The sequence below is a fragment of the Serratia sp. CY71090 genome, assembly GCF_052166845.1.
Classification (GTDB): domain Bacteria; phylum Pseudomonadota; class Gammaproteobacteria; order Enterobacterales; family Enterobacteriaceae; genus Serratia; species Serratia nematodiphila.
This window is the reverse complement of the sequence record NZ_JBJNOA010000001.1, coordinates 17,127-44,070: the sequence shown is the minus strand read 5'-3', so window position 1 is coordinate 44,070 and position 26,944 is coordinate 17,127. Positions and strand designations below refer to the sequence as shown.

Genomic DNA, 26,944 nt, shown 5'->3' with positions numbered 1-26,944 from the left:
GATATGTCCTATACGCAGCCCTCTCCCCGATCGACCAGCGGCATTCACTATTTCGCCGAAGGCTGGCGTCTGATTTCGCGCCCGGGGATTAAACGCTATGTGGTTCTGCCGTTGCTGGTCAACGTGCTGCTGATGGGTTCCGCTTTCTGGTGGCTGTTCAGCCGCCTCGGCGACTGGATCCCGGCGATGATGAGCCACGTTCCCGACTGGCTGCAATGGTTGAGCTACCTGCTGTGGCCGCTGGCGGTCATTTCGGTGCTGCTGGTGTTCAGCTATCTGTTCAGCACCATCACCAATCTTATTGCCGCGCCGTTCTGCGGCCTGCTGGCCGAACAGCTCGAAGGCAGCCTGACCGGCAAACCGCTGCCGGATACCGGCCTGCTCGGCATCGCCAAAGATCTGCCGCGCATCATGGCGCGCGAATGGCGCAAGCTGATGTATTACCTGCCGCGCGCGCTGCTGCTGCTGGCGCTGTACTTCGTGCCCGGCATCGGTCAAACGGTGGCGCCGGTGCTGTGGTTCCTGTTCAGCGCCTGGATGCTGGCGATCCAGTATTGCGACTATCCGTTCGACAACCACAAGGTGAGCTTTGCCGACATGCGCCGCGCACTGCGCCAGCACAAAACCGACAACCTGCAGTTCGGCGCGCTGGTCAGCCTGTTCACCATGATCCCGATCCTCAACCTGGTGATCCTGCCGGTCGCCGTCTGCGGCGCCACCGCGATGTGGGTCGATCGCTACCGCTCGCAATTCGTCCGATAACCGCCGTTTTTTGCCGCCGATAGCGCGGAAATTTTCGACAGGGCGCGCATTTCGCGCCCTTATCATTGTGCTTAAAACTTATTTCCTAATAACATATAGATATACCAATTCTTTACTTCCCTGCCGGTACTGTTAGCGTATGCTTTCGATGTTCCCCACATTTTCATAGAGTTAAAGGACGGGCTATGAGCAAGATATATGAAGACAACTCATTAACAATCGGCCATACGCCGCTGGTTCGTCTGAACCGTATCGGCAACGGACGCATTCTGGCCAAGGTTGAATCACGCAACCCGAGCTTCAGCGTCAAATGCCGCATCGGTGCCAATATGATTTGGGATGCGGAACAACGCGGCGTGCTGACCGCCGGTAAAGAACTGGTGGAGCCGACCAGCGGCAACACCGGCATCGCGCTGGCCTTCGTGGCCGCCGCGCGCGGTTACAAGCTGACGCTGACCATGCCGGAAACCATGAGCATTGAGCGCCGCAAGCTGCTCAAAGCGCTGGGCGCCAACCTGGTGCTGACCGAAGGGGCGAAAGGCATGAAAGGCGCCATCGCCAAGGCGGAAGAGATCGTCGCCACCGATCCAAACCGTTACCTGATCCTGCAACAGTTCAGCAACCCGGCCAACCCGGCGATCCATGAAAAAACCACCGGCCCGGAAATCTGGGAAGACACCGACGGGGAAGTCGACGTGTTCATCTCCGGCGTCGGCACCGGCGGCACGCTGACCGGCGTTAGCCGCTACATCAAAAACACCAAAGGCAAAGCCATCACCACCGTGGCGGTAGAGCCGACCGACTCGCCGGTCATCAGCCAGGCGCTGGCCGGTGAAGAGCTGAAGCCGGGCCCGCACAAGATCCAGGGCATCGGCGCCGGCTTCATTCCGGGCAACCTCGATCTGGATCTGGTGGATCGCGTCGAGAAAGTCTCCAACGACGAAGCCATCAGCATGGCGCGCCGCCTGATGGACGAAGAAGGCATCCTGGCGGGCATCTCCTCCGGCGCAGCGGTCGCGGCGGCGGTGAAACTGGCCGAAGAACCGGCGTTCGCTGACAAGACTATCGTGGTCATCCTGCCCTCTTCCGGCGAACGCTATCTCAGCACCGCGCTGTTCGCCGATCTGTTCACCGAGCAGGAATTGCAGCAGTAATTCCGCCACTGCACAAATCGCTAAAAAAGCACCCTGTAGGGTGCTTTTTTGTGGACTGGATCAAACTTTATAGCAGTCCAAGATTGCTTTTGCCCGTCGCCTTTAGTATTTAACGGTGCATTATTTCGATGCGCAAAATTAATCACTCTCCGAGCCCGGTCGAGGCTGAATCGATTTACTCATCTGTCGCCGACGCGGCGAATCGGGCATAATGGGGAGCGGATTGGAACGACGTCTAAAGCCGAGTTTTTTGATCTGAAGTGCCTAACGCGTCGTTTTCTGTTGCATCAACGTTCGCCCCTGTCCATAGTCAGGCGCTATAACCAGACAAGTTAAAGTCAGCCCCCTGGGCTAAACTTTAACTCCACAACATTAATCCAATAAGTTGGGGAAACATCAATGTTCCAGCAAGAAGTTACTATTACCGCTCCGAATGGTCTGCATACTCGCCCTGCCGCTCAGTTCGTTAAAGAAGCCAAAGGCTTCACGTCTGACATCACCGTGACCTCCAACGGCAAAAGCGCCAGCGCTAAAAGCCTGTTCAAACTGCAAACTCTGGGGCTGACTCAAGGGACCGTAGTGACCATCGAAGCTGTTGGTGAAGACGAGCAGAAAGCCGTTGAGCACTTGGTAAAACTGATGGCAGAGCTTGAGTAATCGGCCCGTCTTTTTAGTTAACACCAGTCAAGAGTAAGGTAGGGTTATGATTTCAGGCATTTTAGTATCACCGGGCATCGCTTTTGGTAAGGCTCTCTTGCTGAAAGAAGACGACATCGTCATCAACCGGAAGAAAATCTCTGCTGATCAAGTAGAGCAGGAAGTCTCGCGTTTTCTGGCCGGCCGCGCGAAAGCGTCCGAACAGCTGGAAGCGATCAAGACCAAAGCTGGCGAAACCTTCGGCGAAGAGAAGGAAGCTATCTTCGAAGGCCACATCATGTTGCTGGAAGACGAAGAGCTTGAGCAGGAAATCATAGCCCTAATCAAAGACGATCTGGCCTCCGCAGACGCCGCCGCCTACACCGTGATCGAAGGTCAGGCGAAAGCGCTGGAAGAGCTGGACGACGAATACCTGAAAGAACGCGCCGCCGACGTGCGCGACATCGGCAAGCGCCTGCTGCAGAACATTCTGGGCATGCCGATCGTCGATCTGGGCTCCATTCAGGACGAAGTGATCCTGGTGGCCACCGATCTGACCCCGTCCGAGACCGCGCAGCTGAACCTGGACAAAGTGCTGGGCTTCATCACCGATCTCGGCGGCCGCACCTCCCACACCTCCATCATGGCGCGCTCCCTGGAGCTGCCGGCGATCGTCGGCACCAGCGACGTGACCAAGCAGGTGAAAAACGACGACTACCTGATTCTGGACGCGGTTAACAACCAGATTTACGTTAACCCGACCGCTGACGTTATCGATCAGCTGAAAGCCGCCCAGAACCAATATATCACCGAGAAAAACGATCTGGCCAAGCTGAAGGACCTGCCGGCGATTACGCTGGACGGCCATCAGGTTGAAGTCTGCGCCAACATCGGCACCGTGCGCGACGTCGCGGGTGCAGAGCGCAACGGCGCGGAAGGCGTCGGCCTGTATCGTACCGAATTCCTGTTCATGGATCGCGACTCGCTGCCAACCGAAGACGAGCAGTTCCAGGCTTATAAAGCCGTGGCGGAAGCCATGGGCTCGCAGGCCGTGATCGTCCGCACCATGGACATCGGCGGCGACAAAGACCTGCCGTACATGAACCTGCCGAAGGAAGAGAACCCGTTCCTCGGCTGGCGCGCCATCCGCATCGCGATGGACCGCCGTGAAATCCTGCACGCCCAGCTGCGCGCCATCCTGCGCGCCTCGGCATTCGGCAAACTGCGCATCATGTTCCCGATGATCATCTCCGTGGAAGAAGTGCGCGATCTGAAAGGCGAAATCGAGACGCTGAAGGCGCAGCTGCGCGAAGAAGGCAAGGCGTTTGACGAGAGCATCGAAGTGGGCGTGATGGTGGAAACACCGGCCGCGGCGGTCATCGCTCACCACCTGGCGAAAGAAGTCGACTTCTTTAGTATTGGGACAAACGATCTAACCCAGTATACTCTGGCGGTAGATCGCGGCAACGAGCTGATTTCTCATCTCTATAACCCGATGTCCCCATCAGTGCTTGGCCTGATCAAACAGGTTATTGATGCATCTCACGCGGAAGGCAAGTGGACCGGTATGTGCGGCGAACTGGCTGGTGATGAGCGTGCTACACTGTTGTTATTGGGCATGGGGCTGGATGAGTTCAGCATGAGTGCGATTTCAATCCCGCGCATCAAGAAAATTATTCGTAACACGAATTTCGAAGATGTGAAGGCGTTGGCAGCGCAGGCCTTGGCACAGCCAACGGCACAAGACCTGATGAATTGCGTCAATAAATTCATCGAAGAAAAAACGCTCTGCTAAACTTCCACGACACTGGAACGCCGCCCAATTTAATGCTTAGGAGAAGATCATGGGTTTGTTCGATAAACTGAAATCTCTGGTTTCTGATGACAAGAAAGACACGGGCACTATCGAGATCGTCGCTCCCCTTTCTGGCGAAATCGTCAATATCGAAGATGTGCCGGACGTAGTGTTCGCTGAAAAAATCGTTGGCGACGGTATCGCCATCAAACCGGCCGGCAACAAAATGGTTGCTCCGGTTGACGGCACCATCGGCAAGATTTTCGAAACCAACCATGCATTCTCTATCGAATCCGACAGCGGCATTGAGCTGTTCGTCCACTTCGGCATCGATACCGTAGAACTGAAAGGCGAAGGCTTCAAACGCATCGCCGAAGAAGGCCAGCGCGTCAAGAAAGGCGACGTCGTTATCGAGTTCAACCTGCCACTGCTGGAAGAAAAAGCCAAGTCTACCCTGACGCCGGTCGTTATCTCCAACATGGACGAAATCAAAGAGCTGATCAAACTGTCCGGCAGCGTGACCGTTGGCGAAACCCCGATCATCCGCATCAAGAAGTAATCGCGAATCAGCAAGATAAACGGCGCCCTCGGCGCCGTTTTTTTTATCTCCTTCGTCGTATCCCAATCTCGCTGCGTTATGACGACCAGCGCGGCACGCGCAGAGTGATGATCAGCCCCTCTTTGTCGCCGTTACGCGCCTCAACCTGGCCGCCGTGCGCCAATACCACCTTGCGGGTAATCGCCAGCCCCAGGCCGTAGCCCTTGCCCGACAGCGCCGATTTCACGCGCACGAAAGGATCGAAGATGCTCGACAGCTTCGACTCCTCGACGCCCGGCCCCTGATCGCTGACGGCGATCTGAAACTGATTGTCGACGCGCGACAGCGCCACCGTCACCCGCTGCCCGTGGCTGGAAAAGCGCAGCGCATTGCGCACGACGTTATCCACCGCACGCCGCATCAGCTCTGCATTGCCCTTGACGGTATACTCCACATCCGACTCGGCCTGCAGCACGATATCCACGCCGGGCACCTGCGCCTCGTAGCGCGCATCGCTCACCACCGCGTCAACCAGGCCGTACAGATCGAAATACTCTTCGTCCGGCAGGCTGCTGTGTTCGGTACGCGACAGCGCCAGCAGTTCGCCGATCATTTTGTCCAACCGCCCCGACTCGTGTTCGATGCGCTTGAGCGAGGTTTCGACGTTGCCGGCATTCTGTCGCGCCAGGCCGATCGCCAGCTGCAGGCGCGCCAGCGGTGAACGCAGCTCGTGCGAGACGTCGTGCAACAGCTGCTCGCGGGCGCTGACCAGCAGTTCCAGCCGCTCGGCCATGGTGTCGAAATCGCGCGCCACGTCGGACAGCTCGTCATGGCGGCGCCGCATCGTCGGGTACAGCCGCACCGAGAGATCGCCCTGCGCCACCCGATCCAGGCCGCCGCGCAGCTGACGCATCGGCCGAGTCAGGTTCCAGGCCAGCACGGCGCTGAACAGCAAACCGCCCAGCCCGCCGACCCACAACATCGGCGCAGGAATGTTGAAGACGTGGGTACGCCGCTCCGGCCGATACTCTTCCCGCAGCCCGCGCACGTTATAACTCAGCCAGTAACCCTGCCCTTCTCCGGTCTGCACCCAGGCGGAAATCGCTTTCGGCATCCGTCGCCCTTCAAACAGCGGTTCTTCCGGCTCAGGCGGCGGTTGGATCATCGGCGTAACGGACAGCAGACGCCGATCGTCCTCCGGCCAGTCGCGCATCAAGGCTTCCAGCGCCGGCATGCCGCCGCTGCGCAACTGGGTGGCGGCGGAGGTCAGCTGCAGGCCGATCGCCCGCCGCGCCATGGCGTTCTCCGGCGGCACATAGCGATCGCCATAAAGAGAAAACGCCACCCACAAGGCCTGCGTCATAATGAGGAAGGTCAGCCAAAAGCCGAGCAAAATTTTCCAGAACAGTCTTCCGCGCATGTCTGGTTACCGTATGCGATAGCCGATGCTGCGCACCGTCTCGATGCTGAGCTTACTGCCGGCCAACGCGCTCAGCTTCTGGCGGATATTGCTGATATGTACGTCCACGCTGCGATCATAGGCCTCGCGCGGGCGCCCCAGCCCCTTCTCGGACAGTTCGTCCTTCGATACCACGCGATCCGGCGCGCGCAGCAACAGCTCCAACAGATTGAATTCCGAAGCGGTCAGATCAAACGCCTTACCGCGCCATTCGCTGCTGCGGGTTGAAGGGTTCAGCGTCAGCTCGCCGAAGCTGATGGCGGCTTCGTCGTCCGCCTCTTGCGGCCGCTCTTCGAAACGGCGCAGCACCGCGCGCAGACGCGCCACCAATTCGCGCGGGTAGCACGGTTTGGGCATGTAATCGTCGGCGCCCATCTCCAGGCCAATCACCCGATCGATGTTGTCGCCTTTGGCGGTCAGCATAATGATCGGCAGCCGGCTCTTTTTACGCACGTCGCGCAGCACGTCGATGCCGCTCATGTCCGGCAGCATGATGTCGAGGATCATCGCGGTATAATCGCCCGACAGCGCGCCCTCTACCCCCGCCTTGCCGGTCAGCACCAGCGTGGCGTCGAAACCTTCGCCCGTCAGGTACTCGCTCAGCATGGTGCCAAGCTCCAGGTCATCGTCGACCAGTAAAATTTTCATGCCTTGCTCCTTCACCGATTTTCGTTATTTTCCCGCCAATTCCGCCGGCCCGCAGCCGGTTTTACTCAATCCTTACACATCGCTCTTGGCGTCTCGCCACCGTTAGTGTGGCCGCTGTCGCGCGATTTCTCTACTTCAGTCAGGGGATTGGCGCACGAGCAAGCGGCAGCTACCACGCAAGCGAGGCTGCCGTCTGTCGGAAGGAAAGGGGGAAAGATTCTCCCGACGGAACATACCGCCGGGAAGGAACGGTCAGTCGAACACGCCGGTGGAGAGGTAACGGTCGCCGCGATCGCAGACGATCGCCACCACCACGCTGCCGGGATTAGCCGCCGCGACGCGCAGGGCGCCGGCCACCGCACCGCCGGAGCTGACGCCGCAGAAAATGCCTTCACGCTGCGCCAGCTGGCGCATGGTCTGCTCGGCATCGCGCTGCTCGATATCCAACACCTGATCCACCAGCTCCGGGCGGAAAATACCCGGCAGGTAAGCGGGCGCCCAACGGCGAATGCCGGGGATGCTGCTGCCTTCCGCCGGCTGCAGGCCAATGATCTGCACCTGCGGATTCTGGCTCTTCAGGTAACCGCCCACGCCGGTAATGGTGCCGGTGGTGCCCATGCTGGAAACGAAGTGCGTGATGCGCCCTTCGGTCTGGCGCCAGATCTCCGGGCCGGTGGTGGTGAAGTGGGCATAGGGATTGTCGAAATTGTTAAACTGATCCAGCACTTTGCCCTGCCCCTGGCGCTGCATCTCCAGCGCCAGATCGCGCGCCCCTTCCATCCCCTGCTCACGGCTGACCAGGATCAGTTCCGCACCGTAGGCGCGCATCGCCGCCTGCCGCTCCAGGCTCATGTTCTCCGGCATCAGCAGCTTCAGCGCATAACCTTTCAATGCAGCGATCATCGCCAGTGCAATGCCGGTGTTGCCGCTGGTAGCCTCGATCAGCACGTCGCCGGGCTTGATCTCGCCGCGCAGCTCCGCCTGCTGGATCATCGCCAACGCGGCGCGATCCTTCACCGATCCCGCCGGATTGTTGCCTTCCAGTTTGACCCATACCTCGCTGCCCGCCTGGGCGGCCAGCCGTTGCAGTTGTACCAGCGGGGTATTCCCGATGCATTGTTCGAGCGTTGTCACGATCTTTGCCTGTGTGTTGGTGTGCGTAAAGTAAAAAGGCAACCCCGGGGTTGCCTTAAAGAAAAGGACTGGCTAAAACCTATCAGGCGCTTTTGGCTAACGCAACAGGTTGCAGCAGTTGATCGCCGGCATACAGCCGCGCATTGAGGCTGCCGACGTAATAACGGCCGCCGCGCACCGGCGTAGCGTTGCCTTCCGGCAGCACCACGCCGATAGGTTCCTGGTGCCAGCCGATCGGCTGCACCGTCAGCTGCCAGAAATGGCCGCGCGGGCTGACTTCCAACACCTGAACCGGCAGTGGGCAGCGCTCGCTGCTCTCGGTCGCCACTTCCATTTCCCACGGGCGCAGGAACAGATCGACGCTGCCCTGATGCATCGGCTGGAACGACAGCGGCCACTGGTGCGCGCCGACGAACAGCTGGGAGCCACGAATTTCGCCGTTCAGACGGTTCACTTCCCCCATAAACTCCAGCACGAAGCGGCTGGCCGGCTCGCGCATAATCTCCTCCGGCGAGCCAACCTGTTCGATATTGCCCTGGCTCATCACCACGATGCGGTCAGCCACTTCCATCGCCTCTTCCTGATCGTGGGTGACGAAAACGCTGGTGAATTTCAGCTCTTCATGCAGCTGACGCAGCCAGCGGCGCAGCTCTTTGCGCACCTGCGCATCCAGCGCGCCGAACGGTTCATCCAGCAGCAGAATCTGCGGTTCCACCGCCAGGGCGCGCGCCAGCGCCACGCGCTGTTTCTGGCCGCCGGACAGCTGCGACGGGTAACGGGTAGCCAGGTGGCCCAGCTGCACCATGTCCAGCAGCTGAGTGACTTTCTGTTTGATCGCCGCGGCGTTCGGCCGCTCGCGGCGCGGCAGCACGGTCAGGCCGAAGGCGATATTGTCGAACACCGTCATATGGCGGAACAGCGCATAGTGCTGAAATACGAAGCCCACACGCCTGTCGCGCGCGTGCATGTGGCTGACATCGGTGCCGTGGAAGCCCAGCTTGCCGCCGCTCTGGCTTTCCAGCCCGGCGATGATGCGCAGCAGCGTGGTCTTGCCGGAGCCGGATGGCCCGAGCAGCGCCACCATCTCGCCGGAAGCAATATCGAGCGAGATATCGTTCAATACCTTGGTGCGACCGAAGTACTTGTTGATGCCGTTAATCTCAATGCTCATGATTTTCCTCCCGCTCGAGACGCGCGTTTTGACGTTCCAGACGCCACTGCAGCGCGCTCTTCAAAAATAGGGTAACGATCGCCATCAGGGTCAACAGGGCGGCGGCGGTAAAGGCCCCGACGGTGTTGTAATCCTGCTGCAACAGCTCAACCTGCAGCGGCAGGCTGTAGGTTTCGCCGCGAATCGAACCGGACACCACCGACACCGCGCCGAACTCGCCGATGGCGCGCGCGTTGGTCAGCACCACGCCGTACAGCAGCGCCCAGCGAATGTTGGGCAGCGTCACGCGGCGGAACATCTGCCAACCGGACGCTCCCAGCAGAATGGCGGCCTCGTCTTCCTGGCTGCCCTGGCTGAGCATCATCGGCACCAGCTCGCGCACCACGAAAGGACAGGTGACGAAGATGGTCACCAGCACCATGCCCGGCCAGGAGAACATGATCTGGATGTTATGCGCATCCAGCCAGCCGCCCAGCAGACCGTTGCTGCCGTAAAACAGCAGGTAAATCAGCCCCGCCACCACCGGTGAGACGGCGAACGGGATATCGATCAGCGTCAGCAGCAACTGGCGGCCGGGGAAGGTGAAACGCGTCACCAGCCACGCCAGCAACGTGCCGAACACCAGGTTGAACGGCACGGTGATCAGCGCGATCAAGACCGTCAGCCAGATGGCGTGCAGCATGTCCGGATCGAGCAAGTTGCTCCACATCGCGCCAACCCCTTTGGAGAAGGCCTCGGCGAAAATCGACATCATCGGCACCACCAGCAGTAGCACCGAAAACAGCGCGCCGATGGCGATCAACGTCCACTTGCCCCAGTTGACGCGCGGGCGCTCGGCGCCGTTGAAGGCGGAAACATCAGCCATCAGTGCCCTCCTCCCAAACGTCTGCCGAAGCGGCTTTGCAAGACGTTAATGCTGAACAGCAGCAGCAGCGACGCCGCCAGGATCACCGAGGCGATGGCGCTGGCCGCCGGGTAATCGAACTCCTGCAAACGCACAAAAATCATCAGCGAGGTCACTTCCGTCTTCCAGGCGATATTGCCGGCGATGAAAATCACCGCGCCAAACTCGCCCAGGCTGCGGGTAAAGGAAATGGCGGTGCCGGCCAGCAGCGCCGGCGCCACCTCAGGCAACACCACGCGGCGAAAGCTCTGCCAACGCGTGGCGCCCAGCGTCTCGGCCGCCTCTTCGTATTCCGGCCCCAGCTCTTCCAAAACCGGCTGCACGGTGCGCACCACAAACGGCAGGCTGGTGAACGCCATCGCCACCGCAATCCCAAGCCAGGTGAAGGTGACCTTAATGTCAAAGTGCGCCAGCCACTGACCGTACCAGCCCGTGGTGGAAAACAGACCGGCCAGCGTCAGGCCGGCCACCGCCGTCGGCAGCGCGAACGGCAGATCGATCAGGCCGTCCAGCAGCGAACGGCCGGGAAAACGGTAGCGCGTCAGGATCCAGGCCATCAGCATGCCGAACACCGCGTTGAACAGGCTGGCGACGCCGGCGGCCAGCAGCGTCACTTTGTACGCCGCCACCACCTGCGGGTTGGAAATCACTTCCCAATATTGCGCCAGGCTCATCTGCGCCAGCTGCATCACCAGCGCACTGAGCGGCAGCAGCAGGATCAAACAGGTATAAAACAGGCTGCTGCCGAGGCTGAGGCCAAATCCGGGCAGCACCCGTTTACTGGACGACAACGCCAACATTTACTTGCGCCCTGCCGCTAGCAGCTGATCCAACTCGCCGCCGGTGGCGAAGTGAGTTTTCATCACCTGCGGCCAACCGCCGAACTGGTCTTCCACCCGGAACAGTTGGGTGTCCGGGAATTGCCCCTTCGCCGCCGCCATCGCTTTCTGGTCATAGACGCGGTAGTAGAAGCTGGTGATCACCTGCTGCGCCGCCGGGCTGTAGAGGTAGTTCAGATAGGCTTTGGCCGCCTGCTCGGTGCCGTTGCGCTCTACGTTTTTGTCGACCCAGGCCACCGGGAACTCCGCCAGAATATCGACCGGCGGCACGATCACTTCGTACTTGTCTTCACCGTATTGCTTGCGGATGTTGTTCACTTCGGACTCGAAGCTGATCAGCACGTCGCCCAAACCGCGCTCGACGAAGGTGGTGGTCGCGCCGCGGCCACCGGTATCGAACACCAGCACGTTTTTCAGGAAGCGGGTCATGAAGGCGCGGGTCTTGGCCGCATCGTTGCCGTCAGCCTGGCTGGCGGCGCCCCAGGCGGCCAGATAGGTATAACGGCCGTTGCCGGAGGTTTTCGGGTTCGGGAACACCAGCTTCACGTCGTCACGCACCAAATCGTTCCAGGTGTGGATGCCCTTCGGGTTGTCCTTGCGCACCAAAAACGCCATGGTGGAATAGAACGGCGAGCTGTTGTTCGGCAGGCGCGCCTGCCAGTCTGCCGGGATCAGCTGCCCGCGATCGTGCAGGATCTGCACGTCTGTGACCTGGTTGTAGGTCACCACGTCGGCGCGCAGGCCCTGCAGGATCGCCAGCGCCTGCTTCGACGAGCCGGCGTGCGATTGTTTGATGGTCAGCTTGTCGTTCGGATGCTGTTGATTCCACTGCTGTTCAAAGCCGGGATTCAGCGCGACGAACAATTCACGGGAAACGTCATAAGAGCTGTTCAGCAATTCCGCCGCCGACGCGGCGCCGCTCGCCAACAGCGCAGCCGCCAGCCAACCTTTCAGCACGAGATTTTTAACCCGGTTTTGTTTCATTCTGCACCTTATCACTGAGTCATTCCTTCAGGCTTTCGCCTTATTGACGACCAGTGTATTTATAACTCGGTGCGGAGCTGTAACGCTTTTATATACCGTTTAGTGATTTACAAGCATCAAACGCTATAAGGCAGGGAATGCGAGGCGTTTTGGGAAGGGAAAACAGACCGAAGCCGGACGCGCCGGCTTCGGCGACGGCGTCAAAGTGACAGCAGGCGCGTCAGCGATGGCGCAAAGTAGTAGCTGCCGGTCACCGCACGGCTGAAGCGCAACATCGCGTCGCGTTTGCCGTCCAGATCGCCGAACATGCTCAGCAGCTGCTGCTCGATATTGTGCAGGCGCGCACAATAGGCGATGAAGAACAGGCCGTGCTTGCCGCTGGCGGTGCCGTAAGGCAGGCTCTGGCGCAAAATTTTCAGGCCCTTGCCGTTCTCTTTCAGATCGACGCGGCTGACGTGCGAGGTATCCGGGCGCTGATCGGCCGGCAGCTCTTCGCTGTCGTGCTTGGTGCGGCCAATGATCTGCTCCTGCTGTTCGGTGGTAAAGCGCTGCCACTGGCGCAGGTTGTGCTCGTAGCGTTGCACCAGCACATAGCTGCCGCCGGCGTCCTCTTCGCCTTCGGCGATCGTCGCCACTGCCGGGCGCTGGTCGCCCTGCGGGTTTTCGGTGCCGTCGATGAAGCCGCTCAGATCGCGCTCTTCCACCCAGCGGAAGCCGTGGGTTTCTTCTTCGATCTTGATGACATTGCCGAACGCCGCCAGCGCCGCCTGCGCCAGCGTGAAGTTGACGTCGTGGCGCAGCGACTGGATGTGGATCAGCATATCGCGCTGGGTGGCCGGCGCCAACCCTTTGCCGAGCGGCGTGAACGGCTTCAACTCTTTCGCGCCCTGGCCGCTGGAGAGATCGTGCCAAACGTCGTAACCGAAAGCGATCACCGCGCCGAGGCGCGCATCGGGGAACTGCTGCTGCAGCTCGCTCAGGGTCTGACAAAACTGCTTGCAGCCCTGGCGCAAGTCGGCGAATTCGCCCTGTACGCTGGCTTCCATAAAAATGGCGAAACGGCAGTGCTCCAGCAGAATGCCGCTCTGAACCTGTGTCATGTTGTTATCCTCAATACCAAAACCAGGCAACAGGTATGGCGGTTGACGCGCGGGTTCCCTGTTACAAACGCGCGCTATCATACCGCAAGCGCGGACGATTGCCTTGCAGCAGCGCAAAGAAAATAGGGGTAATAGCTTGAAAAGGCAGGCGCCGCGAACCGGCGCCCGTTGAACACGTTACTGCTGCGGCTTGGCGTGCCAGATGATTTTGCTGACCGTCCAGCTTTTCAGGGTGTCGTCCGGCGGAATGATATCCTGCGCCCCGGCCCACTTGCCGCTGAAGATGTAGGTGACGTACTTGCTCTGCTCCGCCACGCACTCCACTTTACCGGCGTCTTCGCCGCTGCCCGGCTTACAGGAGCCGAACGCCTTGCTGTACATATCGCCGAACGGCGTGCCGAGCTTGTTGCCCCACTCCGTCGCCACTTTCGGATCCAGCACGTCCACGCGCTGCAGGCGCCCTTTCGGTTCGCCGGTGATCACCAGTTTCACTTCGTCGCCGGACAGCGCCTGGTAATAAGAGACGATCTGGCCGTTGTTGGTCGCCATGCCGCCGCGCAGGCGGTAGTTGCCGTCCAGCCCGTCATTGATGGCGCTTTCCGACATCGGCGTGCCGGCGTTGAGCTTGCCGACGCCCTTGGCGCCGACCTCCAGGCTGCTGCCGAACCAGTTGAACGGCGACAGGCTGGACCAGGAGAAATTGGACATGCTCGAACAGCCGGTCAGTAACAACGGAAGCCCTAACAACAGGGGGCGAATATTCATCTCTAGCTCCTTAGACATCAATGGCACGGCGCGGTAGCCCGCGCCTGCCGCACTCGGCGTTTTGCTGCATGCCAGCCTCTCACAACGGCCCGCACTACGCCAACGGTTGCCAGCTTGGAGTGCGGAAAATGCGAAAAGTGCCGCACTTCTCGGCAATTAGTCGGCCTGCTCCGCCGGCGCGAAACAGGCTTTCAGGCGCGCATTCAGCAGCAGATAGCTCAGCGCCAGCGCGTCGAGCAACACCAACGCCAGCTCCAGCCCCGGCGGATCGCCGTCCTGGCGCCACAGGCTGAACAGCGAGCCGCCGAGCGACGCCAGCAGCGAGACAGCCAGCCCCCAGCGCCAGCCGCGCCACAGCCGCGGCCATTGGTGGCGACGGCCGCTCAGCAAAAACGCCAGCGCCGCCGGCAGACCGAGCAGCATGCCGTACCAAAAACGTTGGGTATCCGGATAAAACAGCGCCAACAGGCTTTCGCCCTGCTCGCGCGAAACGCCGGCCATCACGAACAACAGCCAGGTGCGCGCCTGCAAAATCAGCACGGCCCAAAATCCCAGCGGCAGCCGCAGCGCGCCGTGCTGATCGTAATCGTCCGGGGAAAACCGGGGGGAGAATGGCTTCAACGCTCGTTCCTTGCCACAGAATAAAGACTATGGCTACAGATGGGCGCCGCCAGCGAGAATTTCAATGCGTCGGCTTAAGAAGCTCTTAAGATCGGCGTGTTTTAATCCTTATCACCAAGCAAGCACCCGATATCAGCGGGATGTGATTTTCGATAACGATAAGGAAGCGCAACATGAAAAAACTGACTCTGGCCGCTCTGATCGCGCTGTGCAGCGCACCGGTACTGGCGCAACAAGGCGGGTTCCTCGATCCGGCCGCGCCGCAGGCGCAAACGCAACCCGCTCCGCAGGGCGGTTTCTCCGGCCCCAGCGCGGCGCTGACCACCGTGGACAAGGTGAAATCGCTGAGCGACGACACCTGGGTGATGCTGCAGGGCAACATCGAGCAGCGCATCGGCGACGATACCTACACCTTCCGCGACGCCACCGGCACCCTGACGGTCGAGATCGATCGCAAGCGCTGGAACGGCCAAACCGTCACGCCGAAAGACAAGGTGCAGTTGGAAGGGAAAGTGGATAAAGACTGGAGCAGCGTGGAAGTGGACGTAAAAACCGTCAAAAAGCTGCCGTAATGCGATGCGGCGGGCGGGCTATACCGCCGTCCGCCGCTCGATCAATATTCCTGATCTTCGATCAGCCGCTTGCCCAGGCTGGTGATGCCCTGGATTTCGTAGCCGAGCTTCTCGTACATCTCAACCACCGTGTCGTTGTCTTCGCGCACCATGATCTGGATTTTCGGGCAGCCGCGGGCGATCAGCTTCTTCTCCAGACGGTTGATCAACGCATTGGCGATGCCGCGCCCGCGATAGTCGGGATGCACCCCGAGGTAATACGCCGAGCCGCGGTGCCCATCATAGCCGCCCATCACCGAACCGACCACTTCGCCGCCGACTTCCGCCACCAGAAACAGCTCCGGATCGTGGTTCAGCTTGCGCTCGATGTCCATCTCCGGATCGTTCCAGGGCCGCAGCAGATCGCAGCGCTCCCACAGGGTAATGACTTCTTCAAAGTCGTCTTGTCGAAATACGCGAATTTCCATCGATGTTGGCCGCTGTTAATTAAGGTGTTTATCTGATTATCGCGTGATTATTCACTTACGCAATATCAAACTGCGATTTAGCGCGCTATTTGCCCGGGAATCGCCGGTAACAAGCGTAATAAATGGAAATAGTTATCGGGTCGATTAATGATTATCAATACGATATAACGTCGCAAAATAGAAACGTCGACGGAGCGTTGCGTCATGAAAAAGCAGGGTAAACCCTTCCTCAATTTTAAACCGCTTACCGTTTCCCCGACGCGACGCCAACTTTTGCTTTCCGGCCTGGCGGTGGCGCTGTTCGGCGTGAAAAGCCAAAACGCCAAGGCGGAAGGCCTGCTGCGCAATCAGCACAGCAAACCGGCGGCGAAACCGGCCGGCGGCAAGAAGCGGGTGATGATCGATCCCGGTCACGGCGGCATCGACTCCGGCGCGGTCGGCCACGAAGGCTCGCAGGAAAAACACATCGTGCTGGAAATCGCCAACCACGTGCGCCGATTCCTGCATGAGCACGATCACGTCGAGGCGCGCCTGACGCGCGAAGAAGACGAATTCATTCCGCTGTTCCAGCGGGTGGAGATCGCCCACCAGCACCAGGCCGATCTGTTCATTTCGATTCACGCCGACGGTTTCACCAGCCCGTCGGCCTCAGGCGCTTCGGTGTTCGCCCTCTCCAACCGCGGCGCCAGCAGCGCCATGGCGCGCTACCTGTCAAACCGTGAAAACGCCGCCGACGACGTGGCGGGCGGCAAGTACAAGGATCAGGACAACTACCTGCAGCAGGTGCTGTTCGATCTGGTGCAAACCGACACCATCAACAACAGCCTGACGCTCGGCCGCCACGTGCTCGGTCAAATTCGCCCAGTGCACCATCTGCACAGCGACAGCACCGAACAGGCGGCGTTCGCGGTGCTGAAATCCCCGTCCATCCCCTCGGTGCTGGTGGAAACCTCGTTCATCACCAACCCGAACGAAGAACGGCTGCTGGGCACCACCGCGTTTCGCGAGAAAATCGCCCGCGCCATCGCGGACGGCATCATCAACTTCTTCGACTATTTCGACGCACACCAACGCAAACCCCGCTGATGCCGCGGGCGGCGAATAAGAGTATACTCAGCGCCTTGTTCAGCCAGACGCTATAAAGACCCCGCATGAGTTTACCTAACATCGCTGAAGTAAAATCCTTCCTGCTGGCGCTGCAGGATCACATCTGCGCGCAGCTCGCCCAGGCCGACGGCGGCGCCGTGTTCACCGAAGACCAATGGACGCGTGAAGAAGGCGGCGGTGGCCGCAGCCGCGTGCTGACCAACGGCGCGGTGTTCGAACAGGCGGGGGTCAACTTCTCGCACGTCTCCGGCGCCACCCTGCCGGCCTCGGCGACCGCGCACCGTCCGGAACTGGCCGGGCGCAGCTTCCAGGCGATGGGCGTCTCGTTGGTTATCCACCCGCTCAGCCCCTATGTCCCCACCAGCCACGCCAACGTGCGCTTCTTCATCGCTGAAAAACCGGGCGAGGCGCCGGTGTGGTGGTTCGGCGGCGGTTTTGACCTGACGCCGTTCTACGGTTTCGCAGAGGATGCCGTGCACTGGCACCGCACCGCGGCCGAGCTGTGTGCGCCGTTCGGCGACGAGGTTTACCCTAAATACAAGCAATGGTGCGACGATTACTTCTTCATCAAGCACCGCAACGAAGCGCGCGGCATCGGCGGCCTGTTCTACGACGATCTGAACACCCCGGACTTCGACCACTGCTTCGCCTTCACCCGCGCGGTGGGCCAGGGCTTCCTCGACGCCTATCTGCCGATCGTCGAAAAACGCAAGGCCTTGACCTGGGGCGAGCGCGAGCGCCAGTTCCAGCTGTATCGCCGCGGCCGCTATGTGGAGTTCAACCTGGTGTGGGATCGCGGCACGCTGTTCGGGCTGCAAACCGGCGGCCGCACCGAGTCCATCCTGATGTCGATGCCGCCGTTGGTGCGTTGGGAATATAACTACCAGCCGGAGGCCGACAGCCCGGAAGCGGCGCTGACGCGCGATTTCCTGCCGGTGCGCGACTGGCTGCAGGAGCCGAAATGATGCAGATTTGGGTCGATGCGGACGCCTGTCCGAACGTGATCAAAGAGGTGCTGTTCCGCGCCGCCGATCGCACCGCCATCACCGTCACGCTGGTGGCGAACCAGCCATTGCGCACGCCGCCGTCGAAGTACATCCGTTCGCTGCAGGTGGCGGCCGGTTTCGACGTGGCCGATAACGAGATCGTGCGCCGCTGCGAAGCGGGCGATCTGGTGATCACCGCCGACATACCGCTGGCGGCGGAGGTGATAGAGAAAGGGGCGGTGGCGCTGAACCCGCGCGGCGAGCGCTATACGCCGGACACCATCCGCGAGCGCCTCAACATGCGCGATTTTATGGATACCCTGCGCGCCAGCGGCATTCAGGCCGGCGGCCCGAACGCCCTGAACCAGCGCGACCGCCAGCAGTTCGCCAACGAGCTGGACAAATGGCTGCTGCAGGCGAAACGGGCGCAGTGACTGCGCCCTGCTCTGATGCAGTTTAGAAGCGCACCTCCCCGCCGAAGATATAAGTCCGCCCACGGGCGGTGTTGGCGGCCGTCGCGTCATCCCCTTGGATCGGCAACATATTCAGTTTGTTCAACGCCTCGGAATAGCTCTTGTTCATCACGTTTTGCACGCTAAATTTCAGCATGACGTTGCGGTTGATCTGATAAGTGCTGTACAGGTCAATAATGGTAGGAATGTTCGGCATCTCTTGCTTCAGGATTTCACCGGTCACTTCGCTCTGTTCATAATCCGGCGACAAGCGACGCGTTTTGCCCGTGTATTTCACGATGCTGCCGACGGTTAGCGATTCATCAAGGAAACGCACCCCGGTATCCAACGTAAAATACATGTCCGGCAATTCATTGATATCCCCGGCGCCGAAATAGGTGCTGGCGATGGAGGTCGGCTGCTCGGTGTGTTGCTTGCTGAAAGAGACGCGGGCGAATGCTCGACCGGCGTCATAGTTGGCTTCAACCTCAACACCATGCATGCGCACCGGCGTCAGAGAGTTGACGTAGATATACATGTTGTCCGAGTAATCTTCGCTCGCATCGGCCCAATCGTTTTCCAGATTTTCGCGATAACTGCATTTCCGCCCATTGCGGCATACCATGTAGGACTCGCTGAAGATGTAATTACGTACCTTACTGGTATAGCCCACGACCTTAAGGCGCAATGAATCTTCCTTCACCAACAGATCGTGTCCGTTGGCATTGAAGCCGGCCTGCCAGGTTTCCGCCCGTTCCCCCTTGAGGAACGGGTTCATCGATGCGCCACCCGAGTTGGAATAGAACACTTCTTGAATGTTCGGCGCACGCATCGATTTGCTGTAGCTGACGAATGGCTGCAACCACGGCGTCACCTGCGCCGATAGCATTACCGAAGGATTGAACCCTTGCTCTTTCAAATTGATGTTCGCGGCCCCTTGCGGGAAGCATTCCACGCGATAATCGCATTCAGGCTTGTAGCCGGTCAGCTTGTTGCTGGTGTAGTTCAGATTGAGATCGAGTTGATAAATATCCCGGTTAAGCTGCAGGCCGGTATATAAACTGCCGATTCGCTGCTCGCCGGATGGCGCGAAGGTGTTATTTTCTATCGCCTCCTGCGCCGTCTGCGCATTCTCTATCGCCGATTCAACATGTTTGCGGTATTGGTTGCGCATCAGCTTGCCGCCATAACTGAAGGCTACATCAGTATCCAGCAGGCTGAATCGGCTGGTGTTGTTGATATCCAGCGCATCGGAGCGGTTTTTTGCATTGGTGTTAAAGAAGGTGAATAGCGAACCGCCGTCGTATTTCTGATTGCCTTTACTGGTGCTGACGGTGAAGTTTAAATCCACCAGCTCCGAAAACGGCGCATAGTGATATTTGAGGTAGAGGTCATGACTATCGATATCGCGCCGAGAAAAGCGGTTTTGGTAGTTCCTGGCGGAAAACTCAATGCTATTGAACTCGTTAGGCTTGATATCCAGTTTGAACAGCTGTGACTTGGGATTTTGCTTCATAAATTCATCGTACCCAAAATCTTCGCTGCTGATACCGTCGCCATTGTTGAAGTTCGAATAAATAGAGCTCCCACTGACCGCGGCCATCGCGCCAATGCTGCCGGTATCGGTAAACGCCTGTCCCTTGCCGGCGACGGCGATCATGCCGCTGCGGCCAATGCCGTTGCTGCCGACCGAGAATTTGGTTCTCACGCCGAAAGGATTGCCGGAAAAGATCACATCATCAACACCGATAGTGCGGAAGTTGGCGCTGCCCGCCAACGCGTTTACGCCGCTGCCGCCGCTGTTCTCACCGCGCGCCACATCCACGCCGACGATGAAATTGGGGTCAATCAAAACGCCCGCCTGGTTATTGGTCGAACCGTGCGATATCACGCCAGACGTGGAAGTACCGTAATAGTTTTGGGTAATGCCATCGACCATGGTGTTGACCCGACCAAAGCCGCTCAGGCCGCGAATATTGACGCTGACCGCCCCCTGACTGGGGTCAATCTGGGTATAGGTGCCCGGCATGCTGCGCAGAATGCTGTCCACCGACTCCAGATTTTTGTTTTCGTCGCGCGAGCTGAATGCACCAGGCCTCGCCAACGCCTCTTTTTCACTGCTCTTGCCGCCGTCGGCGGCCGAGACGTTAAGCGGGCTGAACGCCACGCTGCCTTTATTATTTTCCGCCTGTTCCTGCGCGGCCGCAGCCGGCCCGTACAGCGCCAGTCCCGCGCCGATCAGGCTCGCTATCATTTTGATTTTCATATATCCCCAGAAATAGCCAATAAGGTTTGATGGCCGACAATGCCCAGCAAAAAGCCCGCCGAAACGCGCGGTAAAAGATTGTTATTGTTTTATTGCGCCGCAGCGTGCCGCGGCGCTGAAGGTTATTTCTGCGTCTGCCGATCCGCCGCCAAAATAAAGGCGTACTCCAGCGCGCCGTTTTCCAGCCGCGCCAGGCGGCCCGATTTGCCGCCGTGGCCGGCGGTCATGTCGGTGGAGAGCAGCAACAGCGAATCGCCCTGTTTGAAACGCCGCAGCTTCGCCACCCATTTGGCCGGCTCCCAATACTGCACCTGCGAGTCGTACAAACCGCTGGTGACCAGCAGGTTCGGATAATGCTGCTTGCGCACGTTGTCGTACGGGCTGTAGGACTTCATCAGCGCATAGGCGGCCGGCTGGTGCGGATTGCCCCACTCCTCGTATTCGCCGGTAGTGAGCGGAATGCTGTCGTCCAGCATGGTGGTCACCACGTCGACGAACGGCACCTGCGCCACCACCGCGTTGTACAGCTGCGGCGCCTGATTGATCACCGCCCCCATCAGCAAACCGCCGGCGCTGCCGCCCATGGCGTAGATGCGTCCCGGTTGGCCGTAGCCGCCGTTGATCAATGCCTGGGTGGCGTCGATAAAATCGTTGAAACTGTTCGGTTTATGCGTCAGCTTGCCCTGTTTGTACCAGCTCTGCCCCAACTCGCCGCCGCCACGCACGTGGATCAGCGCATAGACGAAGCCGCGATCCAGCAGGCTGATACGGTTGGCGCTGAACGCCGGATCCATGCTCATGCCGTAAGCGCCATAGCCGTAGACCAGCAGCGGGTTATGCCCGTTTTTGAACAGCGATTTGCGATATACCAGCGAGACCGGCACCTTCACGCCGTCGCGCGCCGTGATCCAAATGCGTTCGCTGTGATACAGGCTGGGATCGACGCCTTTCACTTCCTGTTGCTTGAGCAGGGTGCGATCGCCCTTGTTCAGATCCCACTCATAGGTGCGGGTCGGCGTGGTCATCGCCGAATAGCCGTAGCGCAACCGATCGCTGTCCGGCTCGGGGTTATAGCCCAGCCAGGCCATGTAGCTGGCGTCGTCGAACGGGATGGCGCGCTCGGTTTTGCCGTCCCAGCTGATTTGCCGCAGCTGCACCAGCCCGCTGGCGCGTTCCTGCACCACCAGCCAGTCGCGGAACAGGCTGAAGCTCTCCACCTCGTGCTGCGCCTGCGGCGCAATCAGCGTCTGCCAGGGGTTGCTCGCCGCCGCCGTGCGGTACAGGCCGAAGTTCGGATCCTGATGGTTGGAACGCAGATAGAACTCTCCGCGGTAGTGATCGAGGTAATACTCGCGGCCGTTTTGCCGGACGGCGAACAGCTGCGGCTCGCGCTGCGGCTGGTTGGCGTCGATCAGGCGCACTTCGGAGGTGGTGTTGCCGCTGATGGTGAGTATCAAGTAGTCACGCGAAGAAGAACGGCCGAGGCTGAGGTAGAACGCCGGATCGTTCTCCTGGTACACCAGCTTATCTTCCGCCGTCGGCGTACCGTACTGATGGCGATAGACCTGGTACGGCAACAGCGTTTGCGGGTGGTTGCGCACGTAGAACAGGGTTTGGCTGTCGTTGGCCCACACCATGTTGCCGGAGGTGTTTTCCAGCGTTTCCGGCGACCAACGCTCACTGTCTATCTCGCGCAGGGAGATGCGGTATTGGCGACGGCCCTGCAGATCTTCGGCTACCGCCAGGCGGCGGTTGTCCAGACTGACGTCCAGCGCCCCCAGGCGATAATAGGCATGGCCTGCCGCGCGCTGATTGGCGTCCAACAGGGTTTGCCACGGCGTGTCGCCGGTGAGCGCCTGGCGCTGATACCGCGCGAAATCTTTACCGGCGGCGTAGCTTTCCTGATAGCGATAGCCGTTGAGCTGATACGGCACCGAACGATCGTCAGGGCTCATGCGGCCCAGCATCTCCTGATACAGCGTGGCGCGCAGCTTCTGGTACGGCGCCATCATCTGCTCGGTGTAACGGTTCTCCGCCTTCAGGTAGTCCAGCACCTTCCGCTCTTTTCGGCTGTCGTCGCGCAGCCAGTAGTAATCGTCGGTGCGCGTCTCGCCGTGGGCAGTCAGCGCTTTCGGCGCTCGTTCCGCCAACGGCGGCTGCGGTTGCGCCAGCGCGGCGCCGGCGACGCCTAAAGAAAGCCAGAGCGCGGCCGCGATGCGACGGCGCGGGGTAAATAACAGCGGATTCATAATCCCTCACGAAGTTTGAAGAGCCGGACGGCGGCGCTGCCGCGTCTGCGGGCATTAACGGCGGGCGTTCAGCTCCGCCAGATTGAAATCGATCGGCATCGTTACCCTGACGGCCCCCTGCTGGAGCATCTCCGGCGGCGGCGGCGGCAACGGCTGCGCGCGCGACACCACCGCTACCGCTTCCCGATCCAGCGACGCGGTACCGGAACGCGCCAGCAGGATCACGTTCGATACCCGCCCCTGCGCGTCGACGTTGAAACTGACCTGCGGCATGCCGCTGCGCCGGCGGTTGCGGGCATCCGGGGGATATTCCTTGATGCGGTTCAGCTTGCCTTTCACCAGACTCTCCCACGACAGATTGGCCTGCGCGTTGCTATTGGCGTCGCTGTTGATCGGGGCGGCGGTTTGGTGAGAGAGCGTCTGCGCCTGCGGTGCGGCGGCGTTGGACGCGGCGGCGTTGCGCGTCTCTTTGGCCTGTTCCTGCGGCTTCGGCTGCGTTTTTTGCGGCGGACGGCGTTCGGCGCGCTTCTTCTGCGCCGTCACGATTTTCGCTTTATCGGCGTGCGCCAGCTTGGGCAGATCCGGCTGTTGCTGCTGCTCAGCGGGCTGCGCCGCGGCGGACTCCGTCTGCTGCACGCCCAGCGGCAGCGGTTTGCTTTCCGGCGCTTCAATCTGCGCCGCCCAGCTCATCATCACCGCCGGCGGCGGCAGCGCCACCGGCTCCAGCGCCGTCTGCGGCCAATAAAACAGCAGCACCAACGCCGCGTGCGCCGCCAGGGCGAGCAGCAGGCCGCGCGCCCAGCGCGGCTGCGGCAGCTCAAAGGCCGGAAGGGAATAAGACTGACTTAACATAGGGGCATTAGCTTGCTTAATTGCGAATGATTGCAGATCACATTTACTAATGATAATCATTTGCAATTATAATTAACACCCCTTTTCACTGCCTTAACGTATTCATTTCACTGATGGAGTGATCCACAGGTAGTCCGCCGTGTTCGCATCGACCTGTACGCCCGGCTCCGCCAGCGTCAGCACCGTCGGCGCCGCCGCCGGTTGCAGATCCCGCACGTGCAGCGGCACGCCCACCGATTTGGCGGCGTGATAGCCGCCGGCGATCAACAGCGCGGGCGTGGGCGCCGCCAGCAAACGTTCCGCCATGCGCCGATCGCGCTGCTGCTGGATCGCCAACATCGCGTGCAGTTGGTCGGCCTCAATCTTGCCGCCGTGCGAAGTGCGGATGGTCTCTTCCAACGCCTTGCGCACCGCCGGCTGCGCCGATAGCTGCCCCGCCGGGAACTGCGGCTGCTGATAGAACGCCGTAATCTCGCTGCGATCCAGGTTGGCCGACCACAGCGGGTAAGGCGCGCGCATCGCCGCCATCGTCACCCCGCCATACAGTTCCCACTTCCAGCCTGGTTGCCAGGCGATCAGCTCCGCCACGCGGCCGTCACGCACTGTGGGGTCGCTCTGCAGCCACTGCTTGACCTTGTCCACCTGCGCCTGCTGGTTCGGGTTGATCATCTCCATCAGCACGCTGCCCTGCGGCCGCCGCTGCGGCAGTTGCTGCACCAGCCATTGCTCAATCTGATGGTGGTAAGGATTGTCATGTTTTTCCCCGACGATCACCCGCGGCTGCTGCGCCAATCGCGTCAACAGCTGCTCCGGCGTCAGGCTCGCGCCGCTGTGCAGATCGGTGATGCTCCCCAAACTCGCGACGTCATTGGCCGGCGCCTTCACCGGCGTTTGGCTGCAGGCGCCGAGCGCCAAGGCCGCCAATAAAATCAGATATCTCATCATGTTGCCCCATTAGCGAAAATGGCGACATTATAGATAATAATTATCATTTGCATATAGATCCGACTTAACGATTTTTTTACGCGGCGATCGCCGGTGGCGCATTGCGTTAAAAAGGCATTACGGGTATAACCAATAGCCATTCAGATATTTAGACGTCTATACGGATAGATTATTATGCACGCATCGGCGCCCGCCGCAGGGCAGTTCAAACGCAGCATGAAGGCCCGGCACCTGGTGATGCTGTCACTGGGCGGCGTGATCGGCACCGGGCTGTTTTTCAACACCGGCTACATCATCTCCACCACCGGCGCGCTCGGCACGCTGCTGGCCTACCTGATTGGCGCGCTGGTGGTGTATCTGGTGATGCTGTGCCTGGGTGAGCTGTCGGTGGCGATGCCGGAAACCGGCGCCTTTCACGTCTATGCTTCACGCTATCTGGGGCCGGCCACCGGCTATGCCGTCGCCTGGCTGTATTGGCTCACCTGGACGGTGGCGCTGGGCTCCAGCCTGACCGCCGCCGGATTCTGCATGCAGTACTGGTTCCCGCAGTCGCCGGTGTGGCTGTGGTGCCTGATCTTCTGCGCGGCGATTTTCCTGCTCAACGTCGTGACCACCCGTTTTTTTGCCGAAAGCGAATTCTGGTTTTCGCTGATCAAAGTGGTGACCATTCTGGCGTTCATCATTCTGGGCGGCGCCGCCATGTTCGGCCTGCTGCCGATGAAAGACGGCACGCCGGCGCCGTTCCTGCATAACCTGACCGCTTCCGGCTGGCTGCCGCACGGCACGCTGCCGATCCTGATGACCATGGTGGCGGTGAACTTTGCCTTCTCCGGCACGGAGCTGATCGGCATCGCCGCCGGTGAAACCGAGAACCCGGAGAAAGTCGTGCCGCTGGCGATCCGCACCACGGTGATCCGCCTGATGCTGTTCTTTATCGGCACGGTCTTCGTGCTGGCGGCGTTGATCCCGATGGATCAGGCGGGGATCGTCAAAAGCCCGTTCGTGCTGGTGTTTGAACGCATCGGCGTGCCTTACGCCGCCGATATCTTCAACTTCGTGATCCTGACCGCCATCCTCTCGGCGGCCAACTCCGGCCTGTACGCCTCGGGGCGCATGCTGTGGTCGCTGGCCCACCAGCGCACCCTGCCGGCCTACTTTGCGCGCGTCAATGCACGCGGCATTCCGATCAACGCCCTGACCTTCAGCATGCTCGGCGGCGTGCTGGCGCTGCTGACCAGCGTGATCGCACCGGACACGGTGTTCGTCGCCCTGTCGGCGATCTCCGGCTTTGCGGTGGTGGCGGTGTGGCTGAGCATCTGCGCCGCCCACTATGCTTTCCGCCGCGCCTATCTGCGCAGCGGCCAGCCGATAAGCGGCCTGAAATACCGCGCCCCCGGCTATCCATTGACGCCGATCCTCGGCTTTGCGCTGTGCCTGCTGGCCTGTATCGGGCTGGCGTTCGATCCGGAGCAGCGCATTGCGCTCTACTGCGGGCTGCCGTTCGTCGCCCTGTGCTACCTCACCTATTTCCTGACCCGGCGCGCCGGGCAAAAAAACGCTTTGGGAGAACAACATGTCGGTTAACAACCCCGTCGCCCGCCTGCTGGCCGAACAGCCGACGCTGATCCTGGACGGCGCGCTGGCCACCGAACTGGAAGCGCGCGGCTGCGATCTGACCGATCCGCTGTGGTCGGCCAAGGTGCTGATTGAAAATCCCGAGCTTATCTATCAGGTGCATCTCGATTATTTCAACGCCGGCGCTCAATGCGCCATCACCGCCAGCTATCAGGCCACGCCGCAGGGCTTCTTGCGTCGCGGCCTGGATCAGGATCGGTCGCTGGCGCTGATCGCCAAAAGCGTGCAGCTGGCGCAACGCGCGCGCCACGATTATCTGGCCGAACACCCGCAGGCCGCGCCGCTGCTGATCGCCGGTTCTGTAGGCCCGTACGGCGCCTATCTGGCCGACGGCTCGGAATACCGCGGCGACTATCAGCTGGCGCAGGATGACTTCATTGCCTTCCACCGCCCGCGCCTCGCCGCGCTGGCCGCCGCCGGCGTCGATCTGCTGGCCTGCGAAACGCTGCCGTCGTTCGCTGAACTGCAGGCGCTGCTGACGCTGCAGCAGGAGTTCCCGACGCTCGGCGCCTGGTTCGCCTTCACCCTGCGCGACAGCCAACACCTCAGTGACGGCACGCCGCTGACGGAGGTCATGTCCGCACTGCGCGGCAACCCGCAGGTGCTGGCCATCGGCATCAACTGCATCGCGCTGGACAAGGTCGCCCCGGCGCTGCGTCAGCTGAGCGCGCTGGCCGACAAACCGCTGTTGGTCTACCCGAACTCCGGGGAGCATTACGATGCAGTCAGCAAAACCTGGCACGCCTGCGGCGGCGAACACGGCAGCCTGGCCGATCAGGCGACGGAGTGGCGCACGCTCGGCGCGCAATTGATCGGCGGCTGTTGCCGCACCACCCCGCAGGATATTCGCGCCATCGCCGCGCGCTGTAAGGCATAAAAAAGCCCCCGGCGCCTACGGCGCAG

26 protein-coding genes are annotated in these 26,944 nt (G+C 60.5%); 11 read left to right on the top strand and 15 right to left on the bottom strand.

Features of this window, described 5'->3' with window-relative positions; genetic code table 11:
- Positions 1 to 3: 3 nt before the first annotated feature.
- The 5 genes from cysZ (at position 4) to crr (ending at position 4,906) form a co-directional block, all read left to right on the top strand.
- Positions 4 to 762, top strand: coding sequence for a sulfate transporter CysZ (gene cysZ / locus ACJ8OK_RS00215; protein WP_033632432.1), 759 nt, complete (start codon positions 4 to 6; stop codon positions 760 to 762).
- Positions 763 to 947: 185 nt separating this feature from the next.
- Positions 948 to 1,916, top strand: a complete 969-nt coding sequence (gene cysK, locus ACJ8OK_RS00210) for a cysteine synthase A (protein WP_004936453.1) — start codon at positions 948 to 950, stop codon at positions 1,914 to 1,916.
- A 399-nt stretch (positions 1,917 to 2,315) separates the two neighbouring features.
- Positions 2,316 to 2,573: a phosphocarrier protein Hpr gene (gene ptsH, locus ACJ8OK_RS00205; RefSeq protein WP_024484477.1), complete on the top strand. Its 258-nt coding sequence runs from the start codon at positions 2,316 to 2,318 to the stop codon at positions 2,571 to 2,573.
- Between the two features lie 46 nt (positions 2,574 to 2,619).
- Positions 2,620 to 4,347 carry a phosphoenolpyruvate-protein phosphotransferase PtsI gene (ptsI, locus tag ACJ8OK_RS00200; RefSeq protein WP_004936461.1) on the top strand — a complete coding sequence of 576 codons (1,728 nt, stop codon included), beginning with the start codon at positions 2,620 to 2,622 and terminating at the stop codon, positions 4,345 to 4,347.
- Between the two features lie 49 nt (positions 4,348 to 4,396).
- Positions 4,397 to 4,906, top strand: a complete 510-nt coding sequence (gene crr, locus ACJ8OK_RS00195) for a PTS glucose transporter subunit IIA (protein ID WP_004936467.1) — start codon at positions 4,397 to 4,399, stop codon at positions 4,904 to 4,906.
- Between the two features lie 76 nt (positions 4,907 to 4,982).
- Here crr and ACJ8OK_RS00190 read toward each other — a convergent pair whose 3' ends face one another.
- The 10 genes from ACJ8OK_RS00190 to ACJ8OK_RS00145 form a co-directional block, all read right to left on the bottom strand.
- A complete protein-coding gene (locus ACJ8OK_RS00190) occupies positions 4,983 to 6,305 on the bottom strand; it encodes an ATP-binding protein (protein WP_033632431.1) in 1,323 nt (440 codons plus the stop codon).
- 6 nt (positions 6,306 to 6,311) lie between these two features.
- Positions 6,312 to 6,992: a response regulator transcription factor gene (locus ACJ8OK_RS00185; RefSeq protein WP_025303784.1), complete on the bottom strand. Its 681-nt coding sequence runs from the start codon at positions 6,990 to 6,992 to the stop codon at positions 6,312 to 6,314.
- Positions 6,993 to 7,244: 252 nt separating this feature from the next.
- Positions 7,245 to 8,126: a cysteine synthase CysM gene (gene cysM, locus ACJ8OK_RS00180; protein ID WP_004936477.1), complete on the bottom strand. Its 882-nt coding sequence runs from the start codon at positions 8,124 to 8,126 to the stop codon at positions 7,245 to 7,247.
- An 82-nt stretch (positions 8,127 to 8,208) separates the two neighbouring features.
- Positions 8,209 to 9,297, bottom strand: a complete 1,089-nt coding sequence (cysA, locus tag ACJ8OK_RS00175; RefSeq protein ID WP_033632430.1) for a sulfate/thiosulfate ABC transporter ATP-binding protein CysA — start codon at positions 9,295 to 9,297, stop codon at positions 8,209 to 8,211.
- Positions 9,287 to 10,162: a sulfate/thiosulfate ABC transporter permease CysW gene (cysW, locus tag ACJ8OK_RS00170; protein ID WP_033632429.1), complete on the bottom strand. Its 876-nt coding sequence runs from the start codon at positions 10,160 to 10,162 to the stop codon at positions 9,287 to 9,289. Before cysW ends, cysA begins: the two co-directional genes overlap by 11 nt.
- On the bottom strand, positions 10,162 to 11,001 hold the full coding sequence (gene cysT / locus ACJ8OK_RS00165; protein ID WP_004936486.1) for a sulfate/thiosulfate ABC transporter permease CysT: 840 nt from the start codon (positions 10,999 to 11,001) through the stop codon (positions 10,162 to 10,164). The genes cysW and cysT overlap by 1 nt, the downstream gene beginning before the upstream one ends.
- Positions 11,002 to 12,024: a sulfate ABC transporter substrate-binding protein gene (locus ACJ8OK_RS00160; RefSeq protein ID WP_033632428.1), complete on the bottom strand. Its 1,023-nt coding sequence runs from the start codon at positions 12,022 to 12,024 to the stop codon at positions 11,002 to 11,004.
- 200 nt (positions 12,025 to 12,224) lie between these two features.
- Positions 12,225 to 13,124: a Dyp-type peroxidase gene (locus tag ACJ8OK_RS00155; protein ID WP_004936493.1), complete on the bottom strand. Its 900-nt coding sequence runs from the start codon at positions 13,122 to 13,124 to the stop codon at positions 12,225 to 12,227.
- Positions 13,125 to 13,301: 177 nt separating this feature from the next.
- Positions 13,302 to 13,889 carry an RpoE-regulated lipoprotein gene (locus tag ACJ8OK_RS00150; protein ID WP_004936494.1) on the bottom strand — a complete coding sequence of 196 codons (588 nt, stop codon included), beginning with the start codon at positions 13,887 to 13,889 and terminating at the stop codon, positions 13,302 to 13,304.
- Between the two features lie 156 nt (positions 13,890 to 14,045).
- The gene (locus ACJ8OK_RS00145) at positions 14,046 to 14,510 is read right to left on the bottom strand and encodes a DUF2919 domain-containing protein (protein ID WP_306403630.1); all 465 of its coding nucleotides are present in this window, start codon (positions 14,508 to 14,510) and stop codon (positions 14,046 to 14,048) included.
- Positions 14,511 to 14,683: 173 nt separating this feature from the next.
- On the opposite strand from ACJ8OK_RS00145, the gene ACJ8OK_RS00140 reads away from it, so the two are divergent.
- Positions 14,684 to 15,082: a YgiW/YdeI family stress tolerance OB fold protein gene (locus tag ACJ8OK_RS00140; RefSeq protein WP_004936500.1), complete on the top strand. Its 399-nt coding sequence runs from the start codon at positions 14,684 to 14,686 to the stop codon at positions 15,080 to 15,082.
- A 41-nt stretch (positions 15,083 to 15,123) separates the two neighbouring features.
- Here ACJ8OK_RS00140 and ACJ8OK_RS00135 read toward each other — a convergent pair whose 3' ends face one another.
- Positions 15,124 to 15,549, bottom strand: a complete 426-nt coding sequence (locus ACJ8OK_RS00135; RefSeq protein ID WP_004936504.1) for a GNAT family acetyltransferase — start codon at positions 15,547 to 15,549, stop codon at positions 15,124 to 15,126.
- Between the two features lie 204 nt (positions 15,550 to 15,753).
- Between ACJ8OK_RS00135 and amiA the strand changes: the two genes are divergently transcribed.
- From amiA to ACJ8OK_RS00120, 3 genes are all read left to right on the top strand, one after another.
- Positions 15,754 to 16,635, top strand: coding sequence for an N-acetylmuramoyl-L-alanine amidase AmiA (amiA, locus tag ACJ8OK_RS00130; protein WP_033632425.1), 882 nt, complete (start codon positions 15,754 to 15,756; stop codon positions 16,633 to 16,635).
- A 65-nt stretch (positions 16,636 to 16,700) separates the two neighbouring features.
- Entirely contained in the window at positions 16,701 to 17,621 is a 921-nt protein-coding gene (hemF, locus tag ACJ8OK_RS00125) for an oxygen-dependent coproporphyrinogen oxidase (RefSeq protein WP_015378680.1), read from the top strand.
- Positions 17,621 to 18,076, top strand: a complete 456-nt coding sequence (locus tag ACJ8OK_RS00120) for a YaiI/YqxD family protein (RefSeq protein WP_442530438.1) — start codon at positions 17,621 to 17,623, stop codon at positions 18,074 to 18,076. The genes hemF and ACJ8OK_RS00120 overlap by 1 nt, the downstream gene beginning before the upstream one ends.
- 22 nt (positions 18,077 to 18,098) lie before the next feature.
- Here the strand turns inward: ACJ8OK_RS00120 and ACJ8OK_RS00115 are convergent, their stop codons facing one another.
- The 4 genes from ACJ8OK_RS00115 to ACJ8OK_RS00100 all read right to left on the bottom strand — a co-directional run bounded on the left by ACJ8OK_RS00115 (position 18,099) and on the right by ACJ8OK_RS00100 (position 24,403).
- Positions 18,099 to 20,360 (bottom strand): TonB-dependent receptor domain-containing protein, encoded by a 2,262-nt coding sequence (locus ACJ8OK_RS00115; RefSeq protein WP_049243142.1) that lies wholly within the window; start codon positions 20,358 to 20,360, stop codon positions 18,099 to 18,101.
- A gap of 122 nt (positions 20,361 to 20,482) precedes the next feature.
- Positions 20,483 to 22,609 carry a S9 family peptidase gene (locus tag ACJ8OK_RS00110; protein WP_442530320.1) on the bottom strand — a complete coding sequence of 709 codons (2,127 nt, stop codon included), beginning with the start codon at positions 22,607 to 22,609 and terminating at the stop codon, positions 20,483 to 20,485.
- 54 nt (positions 22,610 to 22,663) lie between these two features.
- Complete coding sequence (locus ACJ8OK_RS00105; RefSeq protein ID WP_442530319.1) at positions 22,664 to 23,461, bottom strand: TonB family protein; 798 nt, start codon at positions 23,459 to 23,461, stop codon at positions 22,664 to 22,666.
- A gap of 102 nt (positions 23,462 to 23,563) precedes the next feature.
- Positions 23,564 to 24,403 (bottom strand): ChaN family lipoprotein, encoded by an 840-nt coding sequence (locus tag ACJ8OK_RS00100; protein WP_442530437.1) that lies wholly within the window; start codon positions 24,401 to 24,403, stop codon positions 23,564 to 23,566.
- A gap of 177 nt (positions 24,404 to 24,580) precedes the next feature.
- Between ACJ8OK_RS00100 and mmuP the strand changes: the two genes are divergently transcribed.
- The gene (gene mmuP / locus ACJ8OK_RS00095) at positions 24,581 to 25,990 is read left to right on the top strand and encodes an S-methylmethionine permease (protein WP_033639696.1); all 1,410 of its coding nucleotides are present in this window, start codon (positions 24,581 to 24,583) and stop codon (positions 25,988 to 25,990) included.
- Positions 25,980 to 26,918, top strand: a complete 939-nt coding sequence (gene mmuM / locus ACJ8OK_RS00090) for a homocysteine S-methyltransferase (RefSeq protein WP_033632421.1) — start codon at positions 25,980 to 25,982, stop codon at positions 26,916 to 26,918. Before mmuP ends, mmuM begins: the two co-directional genes overlap by 11 nt.
- Positions 26,919 to 26,944: the final 26 nt, after the last annotated feature.